General features: G+C 64.4%; 14 protein-coding genes. 8 read left to right on the top strand and 6 right to left on the bottom strand.

From position 1 onward, the window contains the following. Position 1 precedes the first annotated feature (1 nt). Positions 2-2,845: an RNA polymerase-associated protein RapA gene (rapA, locus tag GV002_RS22405; protein ID WP_160020478.1), complete on the bottom strand. Its 2,844-nt coding sequence runs from the start codon at positions 2,843-2,845 to the stop codon at positions 2-4. A gap of 166 nt (positions 2,846-3,011) precedes the next feature. Between rapA and GV002_RS22400 the strand changes: the two genes are divergently transcribed. The 7 genes from GV002_RS22400 to GV002_RS22380 all read left to right on the top strand — a co-directional run bounded on the left by GV002_RS22400 (position 3,012) and on the right by GV002_RS22380 (position 7,650). Continuing rightward, a complete protein-coding gene (locus tag GV002_RS22400; RefSeq protein ID WP_160020477.1) occupies positions 3,012-3,305 on the top strand; it encodes an aspartate-semialdehyde dehydrogenase in 294 nt (97 codons plus the stop codon). Positions 3,306-3,339: 34 nt separating this feature from the next. Beyond that, entirely contained in the window at positions 3,340-3,939 is a 600-nt protein-coding gene (locus tag GV002_RS22395; protein ID WP_160020476.1) for an alpha-ketoglutarate-dependent dioxygenase AlkB family protein, read from the top strand. Continuing rightward, positions 3,936-4,097: a hypothetical protein gene (locus GV002_RS24185; protein ID WP_093049229.1), complete on the top strand. Its 162-nt coding sequence runs from the start codon at positions 3,936-3,938 to the stop codon at positions 4,095-4,097. The genes GV002_RS22395 and GV002_RS24185 overlap by 4 nt, the downstream gene beginning before the upstream one ends. A gap of 198 nt (positions 4,098-4,295) precedes the next feature. Further along, positions 4,296-4,412 (top strand): cytochrome c oxidase subunit CcoM, encoded by a 117-nt coding sequence (gene ccoM, locus GV002_RS24480; RefSeq protein WP_280522799.1) that lies wholly within the window; start codon positions 4,296-4,298, stop codon positions 4,410-4,412. Positions 4,413-4,607: 195 nt separating this feature from the next. Then, positions 4,608-6,596 (top strand): FUSC family protein, encoded by a 1,989-nt coding sequence (locus tag GV002_RS22390; protein WP_160020475.1) that lies wholly within the window; start codon positions 4,608-4,610, stop codon positions 6,594-6,596. After that, positions 6,583-6,786, top strand: coding sequence for a DUF1656 domain-containing protein (locus tag GV002_RS22385; protein WP_160020474.1), 204 nt, complete (start codon positions 6,583-6,585; stop codon positions 6,784-6,786). The genes GV002_RS22390 and GV002_RS22385 overlap by 14 nt, the downstream gene beginning before the upstream one ends. Positions 6,787-6,798: 12 nt before the next feature. Then, a complete protein-coding gene (locus GV002_RS22380; RefSeq protein ID WP_160020473.1) occupies positions 6,799-7,650 on the top strand; it encodes an HlyD family secretion protein in 852 nt (283 codons plus the stop codon). 192 nt (positions 7,651-7,842) lie between these two features. Here GV002_RS22380 and codA read toward each other — a convergent pair whose 3' ends face one another. From codA to GV002_RS22355, 5 genes are all read right to left on the bottom strand, one after another. After that, positions 7,843-9,078, bottom strand: a complete 1,236-nt coding sequence (codA, locus tag GV002_RS22375; RefSeq protein ID WP_160020472.1) for a cytosine deaminase — start codon at positions 9,076-9,078, stop codon at positions 7,843-7,845. An 11-nt stretch (positions 9,079-9,089) separates the two neighbouring features. Then, complete coding sequence (locus GV002_RS22370) at positions 9,090-10,313, bottom strand: PucR family transcriptional regulator (RefSeq protein WP_160020471.1); 1,224 nt, start codon at positions 10,311-10,313, stop codon at positions 9,090-9,092. After that, positions 10,310-11,581, bottom strand: coding sequence for a cytosine permease (codB, locus tag GV002_RS22365; protein ID WP_160020470.1), 1,272 nt, complete (start codon positions 11,579-11,581; stop codon positions 10,310-10,312). Before codB ends, GV002_RS22370 begins: the two co-directional genes overlap by 4 nt. 210 nt (positions 11,582-11,791) lie before the next feature. After that, positions 11,792-12,262 (bottom strand): MaoC family dehydratase, encoded by a 471-nt coding sequence (locus GV002_RS22360; RefSeq protein WP_021488478.1) that lies wholly within the window; start codon positions 12,260-12,262, stop codon positions 11,792-11,794. Next, positions 12,259-13,209 (bottom strand): alpha/beta hydrolase, encoded by a 951-nt coding sequence (locus GV002_RS22355; RefSeq protein ID WP_160020469.1) that lies wholly within the window; start codon positions 13,207-13,209, stop codon positions 12,259-12,261. Before GV002_RS22355 ends, GV002_RS22360 begins: the two co-directional genes overlap by 4 nt. Positions 13,210-13,441: 232 nt before the next feature. Between GV002_RS22355 and fadD2 the strand changes: the two genes are divergently transcribed. Beyond that, positions 13,442-15,130: a long-chain-fatty-acid--CoA ligase FadD2 gene (gene fadD2 / locus GV002_RS22350; RefSeq protein WP_160020468.1), complete on the top strand. Its 1,689-nt coding sequence runs from the start codon at positions 13,442-13,444 to the stop codon at positions 15,128-15,130. Positions 15,131-15,495 lie beyond the last annotated feature (365 nt).

Below are 15,495 nucleotides of genomic sequence, written 5' to 3'. Positions count from 1 at the left end.
CTTAACCGGCCACCAGTACGCGAATCGCTTCCAGGCGCAGGGCGGCCTTGTCGAACATCGCCAGGCTCTGTTCGCGCTGCTCGCGCAGGGCGTCGATCTCGCTGTCACGCACGCTCGGGTTGACCGCACGCAGGGCGACCAGGCGCGCCAGTTCCTCGTCCAGTTCGGCGATCAGGCGACGCTTGGCTTCGGCTACACGCTCGACGTGACGCGGCGTAACCTTGGCTTCGGCGTCGTTGATCTGCTTGGCCAGAACGTCGCGCTGGGCCTGGACGAACTTGTTGGCGCTGGCGCGCGGCACGCTCTCCAACTGGTCGTTGAGGGTTTCGAAGCCGACCTTGACGGCCAGGTCGTTGCCGTTGGCGTCGAACAGGCAGCGCAGCGCCGCCGGTGGCAGGAAACGCCCCAGTTGCAGCTTGCGCGGGCCAACGACTTCGCTGACGTAGAGCAGCTCCAGCAGCACGGTGCCAGGCTTGAGCGCCTTGTTCTTGATCAGCGCGACGGCGGTGTTGCCCATCGAGCCGGACAGCACCAGATCCATGCCGCCCTGCACCATGGGGTGTTCCCAGGTGAGGAATTGCATGTCTTCGCGGGCCAGGGCCTGCTCGCGGTCGTAGGTGACGGTCACCGCCTCGTCGTCGCCGAGGGGGAAGCTGGCGTCCAGCATCTTCTCGCTGGGGCGCAGGATCAGGGCGTTGTCGGAGTGGTCTTCGCTGTCGATGCCGAAGGCGTTGAACAGCTCTTCCATGTAGATCGGCAGGGTGAACTGATCGTCCTGCTCGAGGATGGCTTCTACCAGCGCTTCGCCTTCACCGGCACCACCGGAGTTCAGTTCCAGCAGACGGTCACGGCCGCTGTGCAGCTCGCCCTCCAGACGGATGCGCTCGGCGGTGGCTTCGTCCACCAGTTGCTGCCACTCGCCGTCATCGCCGTTTTCCAGCAGCGGCAGCAGGCGCGGGCCGAACTGGTGCTGCAGGGCGTTGCCGGTGGGGCAGGTGGCGAGGAAGGCGTTCAGCGCCTGGTGGTACCACTGGAACAGGCGTTCCTGCGGGCTGTTCTCCAGGTAAGGCACATGCAACTGGATGCGGTGCTTCTGGCCGATGCGGTCGAGACGGCCGATGCGCTGCTCGAGCAGGTCCGGGTGGGCCGGCAGGTCGAACAGCACCAGGTGATGGGCGAACTGGAAGTTGCGGCCTTCAGAACCGATCTCCGAGCAGATCAGCACCTGTGCGCCGAATTCTTCGTCGGCGAAGTAGGCGGCGGCGCGGTCGCGCTCGAGGATGCTCATGCCTTCATGGAACACCGTGGCCGGGATGCCGGAACGCACGCGCAAGGCATCTTCCAGGTCCAGCGCGGTCTCGGCGTGGGCGCAGATCACCAGTACCTTGAATTTTTTGAGCATCTTCAGGGTGTCGATCAGCCACTCGACGCGCGGGTCGATGCGCCACCAGCGCTGTTCTTCGTCGACATTGTCCTGCGCCTGGAAGCTGACTTCCGGGTACAGCTCGGCGTGCTCGCCCAGCGGCAGCTCAAGGTATTCGTCGGGGCACGGCAGAGGGTAGGGGTGCAGTTCGCGCTCGGGAAAGCCCTGTACGGCGGCGCGGGTGTTGCGAAACAGCAGGCGGCCGGTGCCGTGGCGATCCAGCAACTCGCGTACCAGGCGCGCGCGTGCTTCGTTGTCGCCGGTATCGATGGCGTCGAGCAGCGCGCGGCCTTCATCGCCGAGGAAGCCGCCGATGGCATCGCGGGCCTGGGCGCTGAGCTTGCCCTGATCGAGCAGTTCCTGCACTGCTTCGGCGACCGGGCGGTACTGGCTGCTTTCGGCGCGGAAGGCTTGCAGATCATGGAAGCGGTTGGGGTCGAGCAGGCGCAGGCGGGCGAAGTGGCTGTCCTGGCCGAGCTGTTCCGGCGTGGCGGTGAGCAGCAGCACGCCTGGGATGACCTCGGCCAGTTGCTCGACCAGCGCGTACTCGGCGCTGGCCTGTTCCGGGTGCCAGACCAGGTGGTGGGCTTCGTCGACCACCAACAGGTCCCAGCCGGCGGCGAACAACGCGTCCTGGGCCTTCTCGTCGTCCTTCAGCCATTCCAGGGCGACCAGCGCCAGTTGGCAATCCTCGAAGGGGTTGCTGGCGTCGCTTTCCATGAAGCGCTCGGCGTCGAACAGGGCGACATCGAGGTTGAAACGACGGCGCATTTCCACCAGCCACTGGTGTTGCAGGTTTTCCGGCACCAGGATCAGCACGCGGCTGGCGCGACCGGAGAGCAGCTGGCGATGAATCACCAGGCCGGCTTCGATGGTCTTGCCCAGGCCCACTTCGTCAGCCAGCAGTACGCGCGGGGCGATGCGGTCAGCCACTTCACGGGCGATATGCAACTGGTGGGCGATCGGTTGCGCGCGTGCACCGCCGAGGCCCCAGAGGGACGACTGCAGCAGGCGGCTGTTGTGTTCGAGGCTGTGGTAGCGCAGCGCGAACCAGGCCAGCGGGTCGATCTGACCGGCGAACAGGCGGTCGCTGGCCAGGCGGAACTGGATGAAATTCGACAGCTGGGTTTCCGGCATGGTCACCGGCTGATGCTGGGCGTTGAGGCCGTGGTAGACCAGCAGGCCGTCGACGTCTTCGACTTCCTGCACGGTGAGCTTCCAGCCCTCGAAATGGGTGATCTCGTCACCCGGGGCGAAGCGCACACGGGTCAACGGGGCATTGCGCGTAGCGTACTGGCGGGTTTCGCCGGTGGCCGGGTAGAGCACGGTGAGCAGGCGGCCGTCCTCGGCGAGGATGGTTCCCAGACCCAATTCCGCTTCGCTGTCACTGATCCAGCGTTGCCCCGGTTGATATTGCGCCATGCCTGTCTGTCTCCCGCGTGAAAAAGCCGGCTATGTTAACGGATGCGGCGCCATGGCCAAAGCGGTCGTGGCACTATTGCCGTGCGGCTTAGTCAAAAGTGTAGCGAGCGCCGGCTAAAGTCGCGGCTCACGGGGCCGACAGCCTGACCAAAGGAGGTGCTGCAACGTGCTACCGCCTATCCCCCATAGCCTGGTGCCGGTCACTGCCTCGCAGGACGTGATCAAGCCCAAGCCCGAGATTCCTCCGGTGACCCCGGTCGAGGCGAGCGCCAAGGAAAGTGCGCTGAGCCTCGACAAGCGGCACCCGCAGGAAACCGAGGAGCTGCTGCGCGAAGAACAGCGCCGCCGCCAGCGGCGTGGCTACACCCCCGAACAGTTGGCCGAGGCCGAGCCGGAAGAGGTGGAGCAGGCGCTAGGCGATTTGCCCAGACAGGGGCTGTGGGTAGATGTGGAAGTCTGAGACACTTCTTCAATTCTCTGGCACGTAGATCACCATGCTGTTCGCCGACCCCTTGCCCGCACTTGCCGATGCCGAGCTGGACTATCTGCCCGGCTGGGTCGACGCCGATCTCGCCGACAGCTGGCTGCACGCGCTGGTCGAGCGAACGCCTTGGCAGCAGCCCGAGTTGTTCATCCACGGTCGCTATCACCGCACGCCACGGCTGACGGCCTGGTACGGCGACCCCGAGGCGCGTTATCGCTATTCAGGGAAGATCCACGAGCCCTTGCCCTGGACGCCGCTGCTGAACGAGATTCGCCAACGGGTCGAGAAAGAAGTCGGGCAGTCGCTCAATGCCGTGCTGCTCAATCATTACCGAGACGGCCAGGACTCCATGGGCTGGCACAGCGATGCCGAGCCGGAGCTGGGGCGTGATCCGCTGATTGCCTCACTCAACCTGGGCGGCAGCCGGCGCTTCGACTTGCGCCGCGTCGGCAGCACGCGCATCGAACACTCACTGACGCTGGAACACGCTTCGCTACTGGTCATGCGCGGGCCGACCCAGCATCATTGGCAACATCAAGTGGCGAAGACGCGCCAAGCCTGCGCGCCACGCCTGAACCTGACCTTTCGCCTGATTCGGTTTCCGCTATGAGCCATGACGACAAGCTGATCGATTTCGCCGCCGAGCGCGACAAGCGTATCCACGACCTCAACGACAAGCGCCTCAACGAAATGCGCCAGGTCTTCGAGCAGGTATTGCCGATTGGCAAGGCGAAAAAGAAGTCCAAGAGCAAACCCAAGAAACGCTGATCCCCTCCTTTAAATCGTTGTGCACGGCTGCCAGGCCGTGCTTCGCGCCTCGTACCTCCTCGATTTCTTGACCTGGGTCAGTATTCCCCCAGGCCCGGGCGCGCCTGCTCGTCAGCCATTGATCCAGGTCAATTTTCCTGCCGCCAGCGCTGATAACGTGAAGCCATCCCAGACAGACAGGCACAACAGGAGGCAGCCATGTTCGTCGATACAGTGGTTCTCGCCGGCATCGGCACCGTACTTCTGATGGTCGCTTTCTTCGGGGGTGTTGGTTACTTCATCTGGAAGGATGCGCACAAGCGCAAGCAGAGCTGATCCTTCCAGTTCAATGGGCACGCAAGGCAATTCGGGCGACTTCGGTCGCCCTTTTTTTATTTGCGCGCCGGTCACCTGAGATCGAGGCACCTTCTGGACATAAATGCTTAGCTAGCTAATAATTGAATTTCGCACGGAAGCGCAACTCAATCGCTACAGCTATGTTCAGAGCTGAGATTTCTTCAGGTAGCCACCGTGCGTGATTCCTTGCTGGCGTTTCTCGCGCCAAGCTCACAAGCCGTTCAATTCGCCATCAAGACCCTGCTCGGCGGTGGTCTGGCGTTGTGGTGCGCGCTGCGTTTCGGTCTGGAGCAACCACAGTGGGCGCTGATGACCGCATTCATCGTCGCCCAGCCGCTATCCGGCATGGTGGTGCAGAAGGGCCTGGCGCGGCTGCTCGGCACGCTGGTTGGTACCTTCATGGCGGTGGTGATGATGGGGCTGTTCGCCCAGGCGCCGTTGTTGTTCGTGCTGGCATTCGCCCTGTGGCTGGCGCTGTGCACGGCGTCCTCGACCATGCTGCGTAGCGCCTGGTCGTACGCTTTCGTGCTGGCCGGCTACACCGTGGCGATCATCGCCTTGCCGGCCATTGGCAAGCCGCATGTGGTGTTCGATGAGGCCATCGCCCGCTGCACGGAAATCTGCCTAGGTATCATCTGCGCCACCTTGAGCAGCGCCTTGCTCTGGCCGCAGCGCGTCGAACGGCAACTGGCGCAGCAGGCGCGCAACGCCTGGCAGGCCGGCGTTGCGGCGTCGCGCCAGGCGCTGGCTGGTGAGGCCGACTCGCGGCAAGGCTTGCTGGAAGTGCTGGCGCGCATCGTCGCCGTGGATGCCCAGCGCGAGCACGCCTGGTTCGAGGGTGCACGCGGTCGCCAGCGTGCCGTGGCGCTGCGGGTGCTGAGTCGTGATTTGCTCGGTATGTTGCGTCTGGCCCGCGGCGTGGCGCGGCAGTGGCGGCAACTGAGCAACGCCGAAGCGCAGGCCGTTGCGCCCTGGCTGCAAGTGGTGGATGAGCGCCTGCAGCAGGAGCAGCCAGAAGGCTTGCTGGAGTTGGTCGAGCAACTGCGCCAGGCGGCGCAAGACGAAGAATTGAGCAGTGGCCAGCAGCTGTGCCTGGAGCGCTTGATGGTGCTGCTGTTGCGTGTCGAGGATGCCAGCCGTGCCTTGCGCGCGGTCGAGGAGGGCAGGGCACCGGCCGATGCGCCGCGCGCCTTGTCCTGGCATTACGACTGGCAGGCCGCGCTGGTCTACGGCTCGCGCAGTGCGTTGACCTTCCTGACCCTGGCGGCGTTCTGGCTGGCCACTGGCTGGACCCACGCCACCGGCGCGCTGCTGCTGGCCTGCGTGGTGTGCAGCCTGTTCGCCCGCCTTGAAGCCGCGCCGCAGATCGGCATGATGTTTCTGCGCGGCATCTTCTACGCACTGCCAGTGGCGTTCTTCGTCGGACAGATTCTGATGCCGCAGATCGACGGCTTCGTGATGCTCTGTATGGTACTGGGCGTGCCGCTGTTCTTCGGTGTGCTGGGCATGGCCAAGCCGGCGACGGCGGCCACCTCTACCTCGTTCTGCCTGCACTTCATCGTGCTCTGCCTGCCGGCGCCGGGTGTCGGCTACAACGTCGAGTTCTTCCTCAACGAAGCGCCCGGCATGCTGATGGGCGTGGGCTGTGCGGTGATGGCCTTCAAACTGGTAGTGCTGCGCAATCCCGTGTGGCATGGCCGTCGCCTGATGCAGGCGATCCTGACGGACCTCGGGCGTCTGACCCGGCGCGACCTGGGCCGCGCCGAAAACTGGTTTGGCGGGCGTATGGCCGACCGTCTGCTGCAGCTGGCGCGGCATTATCCGGCGCGGCCGGATCAGGCGCGCAGTCGCTGGGACGATGGCGTGGCCGGCCTCGATCTGGGCGACGAGCTGCTGCATCTGCGCAAGTGCCTGACCCATGCCGATGCCGGCCTGGCACGGTCGCAGCGGCGCTTCCTGGAACGTCTCGATGACGCGCTGGAGCGTGGCCCCGCGCCCGGCCGTGAAGACGACCTCAACGCAGCGGTGACCGAGCTGCAGGAGGCCCTGCGCGCCTGCACGCCAAGCATCGACAAGCGCCTGGCCGAGGCGGCGCTGTTGCAGCTGAAAAACGGCTGGCGTCAATGGTGTCACGTGAAAGGGGAGGCCCATGGGCTTACATGAATGGTCGCTGGGCGGCGTATTGCTGAGCCCGATGGCGGCCTACGCGGTATTGGCGCTGCTGCTGACCGGCGTGTTGCGCCTGGGGTTGCAGCGCATCGGGCTGTCGCGCTGGATATGGCACGAAGCCCTGTTCGATTGTGCCTTGTATGTCTGCGTTCTGGCGGCTGTGATGGTCGTTCTGGCGCATTGAGGAGATTAAAGTATGCGTTCGACCATCCGAGTCGGCATCACCCTGACCATGGTGGCGGCGGCGATCTTCGCCGGCTCGTGGATCTGGCAGCACTATATGTACTCGCCCTGGACGCGCGACGCCCGGGTGCGCGCCGACGTGGTGACCATCGCCCCGGACGTGTCCGGCTGGGTGGTCGAGCTCAAGGTGCGCGACAACCAGCAGGTCAAGGCGGGCGACCTGCTGATGACCATAGATCGCGACCGCTATCAGGCAGCGGTGGAGAAAGCCAGGGCGGTGGTGGACATTCGCCGCCAGCAATTGAGTCTGCGTGAACACGAGGCTTCGCGCCGCTCCCGCCTGGGCGCCCAGGCGATCAGCGCCGAGCTGCTGGAGAACGCGCAGATCAATGCCGAGATGGCGCGCAGCGAATACCGCGAAGCGCAGGCCGACCTGCGCGTGGCCGAGCTGAATCTGGCACGCAGCGAAGTGCATGCCCCGCGCGATGGGCAGATCACCAACCTGGTGTTGGCGCAGGGCAACTACGTCAATGCCGGGCAGGCGGTGATGGCGCTGGTGGACACCCAATCGTTCTACGTGCAGGCGTATTTCGAGGAAACCAAGCTGCCACGCATACAGGTCGGTGCGCCGGTGGAGGTCTGGCTGATGGGCGGTGATCAGCAGCTTCGTGGCGAGGTGGACAGCATCAGTCGCGGTATCACCGACCGCAACGCCAGCCCGGACGGGCAGTTGCTGGCCGATGTCGAGCCGACCTTCAACTGGGTGCGCCTGGCGCAGCGTATTCCGGTGCGCATCAAGCTGGATCAGGTGCCCGAGGACACGCTGCTGAGCGCCGGCATGACCGCCAGCGTGCGGGTGGAGTAGCGCGCTTTCGCAGTTGTAGGAGCGGCTTCAGCCGCGAACTCATCAAGCGCAATCGCGGCTGAAGCGGATCGCCGCCCGGCCCCTCCCACGTTTCAGTTCGTAGGGTGGACAACGCGAAGCTTGTCCACCGCTTGGACTGACGCAATGGTGGATGAAAACAGCGTCATCCACCCTACGATTAAATGAGCGTGATCAGGCGCGCTCGATCTGTGCTGGCGTGCGGCGCATCAGCACCTTGCCGTGGCGCACCGATACCAGCGCATGGCCCTGGCTGCGCACCATCTCGTAATCATCAGGCGCCGAGAGGATCAGCAGGTTGGCCGGTCGACCCACTTCCAATCCATAACGCTCGCCGAGTGCCAGCGCCCGCGCCGAGTTGTCGGTGATCAGGTCCAGGCTGCGCTTGAGGTCTTCGTAGCCGAGCATATGGCAGATGTGCAGGCCGGCTTCGAGGATGCGCAGGATGTTGCCGTTGCCCAGCGGATACCAGGGGTCGACGATGGAGTCCTGGCCGAAGCAGACGTTCATCCCGGCGCGGTCGATCTCCGCCACGCGCGTCAGACCACGGCGTTTCGGGTAGGTGTCGAAGCGGCCCTGCAGGTGAATGCTCTCGGTGGGGCAGGAGATGAAGCTGATGCCGCTCATCTTCAGCAGGCGGAACAGCTTGGAGCAGTAAGCGTTGTCATAGGAACCCATGGCCGTGGTGTGGCTGGCGGTGACGCGCGCGCCCATGCCACGCACGCGGGCTTCCTCGGCCAGTACCTCGAGAAAGCGCGACTGCGGGTCGTCGGTTTCGTCGCAGTGCACGTCCACCAGGCAGCCGGTGCGTTCGGCCAGATCCATCAGAAACTTGATCGACGATACGCCCTGGTCGCGGGTGTTCTCGAAGTGCGGGATGCCGCCGACCACGTCGGCGCCCAGCTCGATGGCCTGCTCCATCAGCGCACGGCCACCAGCGTAGGACTCGATGCCCTCCTGCGGGAAGGCGACGATCTGCAGGTCGATCAGGTGGTGGGTTTCCTCGCGCACTTCGAGCATGGCCTTGAGCGCGGCCAGGGTCGGGTCGGTGACGTCTACATGGGTACGCACGTGCTGGATGCCGTGGTCGACCAGCATGTCGATGGTCTTGCGCGCGCGGGTCTTGGTGTCCTCGTGGGTGACCAGCGCCTTGCGCTCGGCCCAGCGCTCGATGCCCTCGAACAGCGTACCGCTCATGTTCCAGGCCGGCTCGCCAGCGGTGAGGGTGGCGTCGAGGTGAATGTGCGGTTCGACGAAGGGCGGCACGACGAGATTGCCGGCAGCGTCCAGATCGCCTTCGGCGATGGAGTGCAGCGTATGTTGGACGTCGATAGCGGCGATGCGCTCGCCGTCCAGAGTGATGCGGTGCAGGCCGTCGCGGCCGCGCAGGCGGGCATTGTGGATGATCATCAGGTTTCCTCTCAGGCAGGCGACGACAGGCGCCGGATCAACAGCGCAACGCTGATGTTCAGGCGGTCGTGCGGGTCTTCGAACGAGCAGCCGGTCAGCGCTTCAATGCGCTGTAGACGGTAGCTCAGGGTATTGCGGTGAACGTTCAGGCGCTGTGCGGCCAGGGCCAGGTTGCCGTTCTCGGCGAACCAGGCTTCCAGCGTCGGCATCAGCACGGGTTGGTGGCGTGAATCGTCGCCGACCAGCGGGCCGACCACGCGCTCGACGAAGCGATCGAGCAGGCTGCGGTCGCGAATCGCGCCGAGCAGCTCCAGTACGCCCAGCTCATTGAAACTGCACAGGCCCAGGCGCTCTGGGAAACGCTGCGCCACGGCCAGGGCCTGGCGTGCCTCACCCAGGCACTGGGCGAAACGCGGCGCCTCACAACCGGCGCTGCCCAGGCCGAGAAACAGGCGTAGCGGGCCGAGTTGCGGTCGCAGTTCGTCGAGCAGCGCGGTCATGGCCTGGCGGTTGTTTGCTTCGGCTTGGCTATCGGGGCTGGGCAGCAGGGCGATCCAGTGGCGGCCCTGGCTGACCAGTGGCAGCGCGTCACCGAGTTCGCCGAGGCTCTGTTCCAGGCGCCGTTGCAGCAGTTGCTGGCGGCTCTGCAGCTGGCGCTCGGCGTCTTCGTCGGGCAGGTCGCCGAACAGTTGCTCGCTGCCGTCGAGACGCAGCAGCGCCACCTGACGCGGTACGTGCAGCGCCAGGCCGAGGCTGTCGCCGCGTTGCAGCAATACGTCGAGCGATTGGTAATCGCCGTCGAGCACCTGTTCCAACACGTGCTGGCGCGAGCGGCCGAGCTGCTGCGCCTGTACCAGCGCGGTGCCGATGGCCTGGGTGACCACCACCATCTTCAGCGCGTAGGGTTGCTCGATCAGCGGCAGGCCCAGGCGTTCGGCTTCTTCGATGACGCTGGGTGGAATGGCCTGGATGAACTCGGCGCCGGTGAGGATGACCATCCCGGCGACCACACGCTCATGACCCTCACGCACCAGGCGCAGCAGGTTGGCCTCGTCGCGCGGGTGGTTGATGCCGGTGACGAAGATTAGCTCGCCGCCCATCACCCAGTCGGCGATGCCTTCGTTCTCGGCCACGTAGGGCCAGCGCACGGCATTGTCGCGCCCGGCCTGGCCAGCACGCAGATGCATGCTGCCCAAGCCGGGCAGGGCGAGCACGTCGGCGACGGTCAGGCTCACGCGCCAGCGACCTGCTGGCGGCCGACCAGTGCCTTGTTCGCCTCGAACAGCACGACATAGGCCAGGGCAGCCACGGCGATGCCTACCAGCGGCGCGACCCAGGGCGAGAAGTAGGCGCTCAGCGCACCGATCAGATAGGCGCCCAGGCCGACCCAGTTGAATGCGGGCAGGCGCACATCGGCCAGTTTCGGGTAGCGCGCGCGGTGGCCGTAGAAGAAGTCGGCCATGATCACGCCGCCAATCGGCGGGATGATCGAGCCGAGCAGGATCAGGAAGGGAATCAGCATCTCGTACATGCCGCCGATGGCCAGCAGCGTACCGATGGCCGCGCCGGCCAGGGTGACAGTCTTGCGCTTGCCGGTGCGCAGCAGGTTACAGCCGGCGGCGGCGAAGTTGTAGATGGTGTTGTCCTGGGTGGTCCACAGGTTGAGGAACAGCATGATCACGGCAGCCATGGACAGGCCCTGCAGCACCAGCACCTCGACCACGTCCGGTTGTTGATAGACGATGGCGCCATAGGCACCGGCGACGATCATCAGGCCGTTACCGATAAAGAAGCCGAACAGGCTGGCCAGCACCGCGACGCGGCCGCTCTTGGCGAAACGTGTCCAGTTGGTGGCCTGGGTGGCGCCGCTGACGAAGGTGCCGAACACCAGGGTGATGGCCACGCTCAGGCTCATGCTCTCGGACGGTTCCACCGCGAGCAGGCCGGCGAGGCCGCCGATATCACGGGTGGCGATCCACAGCGAAGCCACCAGCAGCACCAGCATGGCCGGCACGGCAACGCGCGAGAGCAGATCCAGGCCCTTGTAACCGACGAAGGCGGTGAGACAGAAACCGAAGCCGAATAGCACCATCAGTGGGATGGTCAGGCTTTCGGGCAGGCCAAGGATTTTCACCAGGACGATAGCGATGGTCGCCGTGCCCCAGGCGTACCAGCCGATCTGGGTGAAGCCGAGAAGCATGTCGGACAGCTTGCTGCCCACCTCGCCAAAGCAGAAGCGCCCCATCAGCACCGAATTCAGCCCGCTGCGGCAGGCGATCAGGCCCAGCACGGCGGCATACAGGCCGAGCAGCAGGTTACCGATCACCGCAGCCCAGAGCAGGGTGGTGAAGTCGAAGGCCATGCCGATCTTGCCGCCGGCGAACATGGTGGCGGTGAAGAAGGTGAAACCGAACAACAGGATGGCGGTGGAGAACAGCCCCTTGCGCGCGCCGTTGGGCACCTCGCTCAGGGGGTAATCGCTATCGGGGGTGACGTTGCTCATGGACCTGGCTCCGGTATGGATGGTGAAGCCTTGGTGAAAGCAGGGGACGTGCCAGAAATCAGCGCAGCAGGCCGCTTGGCAAGGTGGTCAAAGGATTTTGTGCGAAATGCACAAAGAAACGCACTAATAAAGCGAAGGATCGCTCAAGATTTGTGAGTGTAGAACAAAAGTGGTGCGCGACGCTGCTGTCGCGCACCAGCTTGCAGCGCATCAGTTGACGGTGACCTGCGGCATCGGCGGCATGGTCACGGTCTGCTCGCTGGCCGGGGCGAGCACTTCGGCTTCGCCGTCGACCACTTGCTTGCCGTCCTGGTTGTACACGCGGGTGGCGATGCGCACGCGGTTCTTCGGCAGTTTTTCCAGCACTTCCAGCTTCACGGTCAGGGTGTCGCCGAGCTTCACCGGGCGGGTGAACTTGAGCTGCTGGCCGAGGTAGATGGTGCCCGGGCCGGGCAGGCGGCAGGCGATGGCGGCGCTGATCAGTGCGCCGGTGAACATGCCATGGGCGATGCGCTCCTTGAACATCGTCTCGGCGGCGAAGGCGGCGTCCAGGTGTACCGGGTTGTTATCGCCGGAGACGGCGGCGAACAGCTGCACATCGCGCTCTTCCACGGTTTTCTCGAAGGCCGCTTGCTGGCCGACGCTGAGGGCTTCGTAAGGGATATTGGTGACCTGTGTCATGGGCACTCCTTGATTGGGCTTCGACCCTGGCTCAGCGCCTGCTGCAGCCAGTCGATCAGGTGGGCGGTGACCTCGTCGCGATTGCTCTCGTTGAGCAGCTCGTGACGGGCCTCGGGATAAATCTTCAGTTGCACGTCGCGCACGCCGGCCTCGCGCAGGGCGCCAGCCAGATCACCCAGGCGCTTGCCGTCGCTGACCGGGTCGCGCGAGCCGCCAATGACCAGCAGCGGCAGGTCGGCATCGATCTGCGCCAGGTTGCTGGTCGGGGTGATGCGCTGCAGGCCATCGAGCAGGTCGCACCACAACTGCGTGGTGCAGACGAAGCCGCACAGCGGGTCGGTCACGTATTTGTCCACTTCCGCCGGGTCGCGGCTGAGCCAGTCGAAGGCCGTGCGGTTGGGCTTGAAAGCCTTGTTGAACGAGCCGAAGGAGAGAAAATCGATGACCTTGCTGCGCCCCTTGGGGCCCAGGCGCCAGCGCTCGAAGCCGGCGATCAGCCTGGCGGTCTTGTACAGCGCCACGGGCTGGTAATTGGAGCCGGACAGCACGGCGCCCTGCAGGCTGCAGCTATGGCCCAGCAGATAGGCCATGCCGATGTAGCTGCCCATGCTGTGGCCGAAGAGGAAGATTGGCGTATGCGGGTGCTGCTGGCGAATGTGGTGGTTGAGGGTGGACAGGTCGCCGACCACCTTGCTCCAGCCGTCTTCATCAGCGTAGTGGCCAAGGGTGCCGCGTTCTGCGGTGGCACCATGGCCGCGCTGGTCCAGCGCGTAGAGCGCGAAGCCCGCCGCTACCAGGGCTTCGGCCAGGCGTACGTAGCGCAGGCTGTGCTCGGCCATGCCATGGGCGAGCATGACCGCCGCGCGTGGCGGCTGGTCGCCGTACCAGTGATTGACCTGCAATGGCGTGCCATCGCTGGCGTTGATAACGAAGGCGTCGTGGCGCATGGCGAATCCTTGTGCCGGAAGTTGGCGGCATTGTGCACCTTGGCCGTCCTCACGCAAAGCACAGCCGAATTTCCGGCGAGCCGCAAAGATCGGTTACGAATCACTGCATTTATTGCGAAATTCAGCCCATCAATGACGCCTTCGAGCTATTTGCGGCGCCGCTCTGAACTGCTACTTTCCGGGCAGTCCCGCACCGCGGGCCAGATCACTTCAGGGGAAGAGGACAAGAACAATGCAACCTGATTTCTGGAACGACAAGCGCGCGCCCGGCGTGCCCAACGATATCGACCTGTCCAGCTACAAGTCGGTGATCGAAGTATTCGAGCGCTCATGCAAACGTTTCGCCGACCGTCCGGCCTTCAGCAATCTCGGCGTCACGCTGACCTATGCCGAGCTGGATCGTCTCTCCGCGACCTTCGCCGCTTACCTGCAAAAGCACACCGACCTCAAGCCGGGTGATCGTATCGCGGTGCAGATGCCCAATGTGCTGCAGTATCCGATTGCCGTGTTCGGCGCCATGCGCGCCGGGCTGATCGTGGTCAACACCAACCCGCTGTACACCGCGCGTGAGATGCGCCACCAGTTCAAGGATGCCGGGGTGCGTGCACTGGTGTACCTGAACATGTTCGGCAAGCTGGTGCAGGAAGTGCTGCCCGATACCGAGATCGAGTACCTGATCGAAGCCAGGATGGGCGACATGTTGCCGAGCCTCAAGGGCTGGCTGGTCAACACCGTGGTGAAGAAGGTCAAGAAGATGGTGCCCGACTACCATCTGCCCCAGGCCATTGCCTTCAAGCAGGTGCTCAAGCAGGGCCACGGCCAGACGCTGACGCCGGTCAAGGTCGGTCATGACGACATCGCCGTGCTGCAATACACCGGCGGCACCACCGGCGTGGCCAAGGGCGCCATGCTCACCCACGGCAACCTGGTGGCCAACATGCTGCAGGTGGACGCCTGCCTGGCGCAGCTCGGTGAAGACGGCACGCCGCTGATGAAGCAGGGTCAGGAGATCATGATCGCGCCGCTGCCGCTGTACCATATCTATGCCTTCACCGCGAATTGCATGTGCATGATGGTCAACGGCAACCAGAACGTGCTGATCACCAATCCACGCGACATCCCCGGCTTCATCAAGGAGCTGGGCAAGTGGAAGTTCTCCGCGCTGCTGGGCCTCAACACCCTGTTCGTCGCGCTGATGGATCACCCCGAGTTCAAGAACCTCGACTTCTCCAACCTCAAGGTCACCAACTCCGGCGGTACCGCGCTGGTCAAGGCGACTGCCGAGCGCTGGCAGCAGATGACCGGCTGCACCGTGGTCGAAGGTTACGGCCTGACCGAAACCTCGCCGGTGGCCAGTACCAACCCCTATGGCGACAAGGCGCGTCTGGGTACTGTCGGCATTCCGGTGCCGGGCACAGCGTTCAAGGTGATCGACGACGACGGCAACGAGATGCCGCTGGGTGAGCGCGGCGAGTTGTGCATCAAGGGGCCGCAGGTGATGAAGGGCTACTGGCAGCGTGAGGAAGCGACCGCCGAAGTGCTCGACGCAGAAGGCTGGTTCAAGACCGGCGACATTGCCGTGATCGACGCCGACGGCTTCGTGCGTATCGTCGACCGCAAGAAGGACATGATCATCGTCTCCGGCTTCAACGTGTACCCCAACGAGATCGAGGACGTGGTCATGGCCCACCCGAAAGTCGCCAGTTGCGCGGCCATCGGCGTGCCGGACGACAAGTCGGGTGAGGTGGTCAAGCTGTTCGTGGTGCCGCGTGACGGCGGCGTTACCGTCGAGGAGCTCAAGGCCTACTGCAAGGAAAATTTCACCGGCTACAAGGTGCCCAAGCACATCGTGTTCAAGGACTCACTGCCGATGACCCCGGTCGGCAAGATCCTGCGTCGCGAGCTGCGCGACATCGCCTGACCCAAAGCCCCTCCCCACTGTTGGGGGAGGGGCTTTCCCGCCTCAACTGCCGTCGGGCAGTGCAATTGTTGTGATTTAGTAACTACCCTCGCGTGTTTCATGCCGCCCAGTGCTGCATCACCGGCAGAGACGAGCTAGGCTCTACGCGCTGCAAGATGCGAGCTAGAGGCTTTTCGCGGGTTTACGAAGATAAGGATCGTCTGTGACTGTGCGGTATTTTTCGGTCACTTTTGCGACTCTTGAGCCCATGTTTGGTGCTAGTCGGCCTCTGGCAAAGCTGCTACTCTCGGCGCGCTTCCGGGCCCCTGGGTCAGCGGGAAAGCGAGCTATACACACAACAAACAACCGCCCTCGCGCGGTGAAGA

The organism is Pseudomonas sp. 8O, assembly GCF_902506495.1.
Lineage (GTDB): Bacteria > Pseudomonadota > Gammaproteobacteria > Pseudomonadales > Pseudomonadaceae > Aquipseudomonas > Aquipseudomonas chaetocerotis.
Note: the sequence above shows the minus strand (reverse complement) of the source record. Positions and strands in the feature narration are given on the sequence as shown.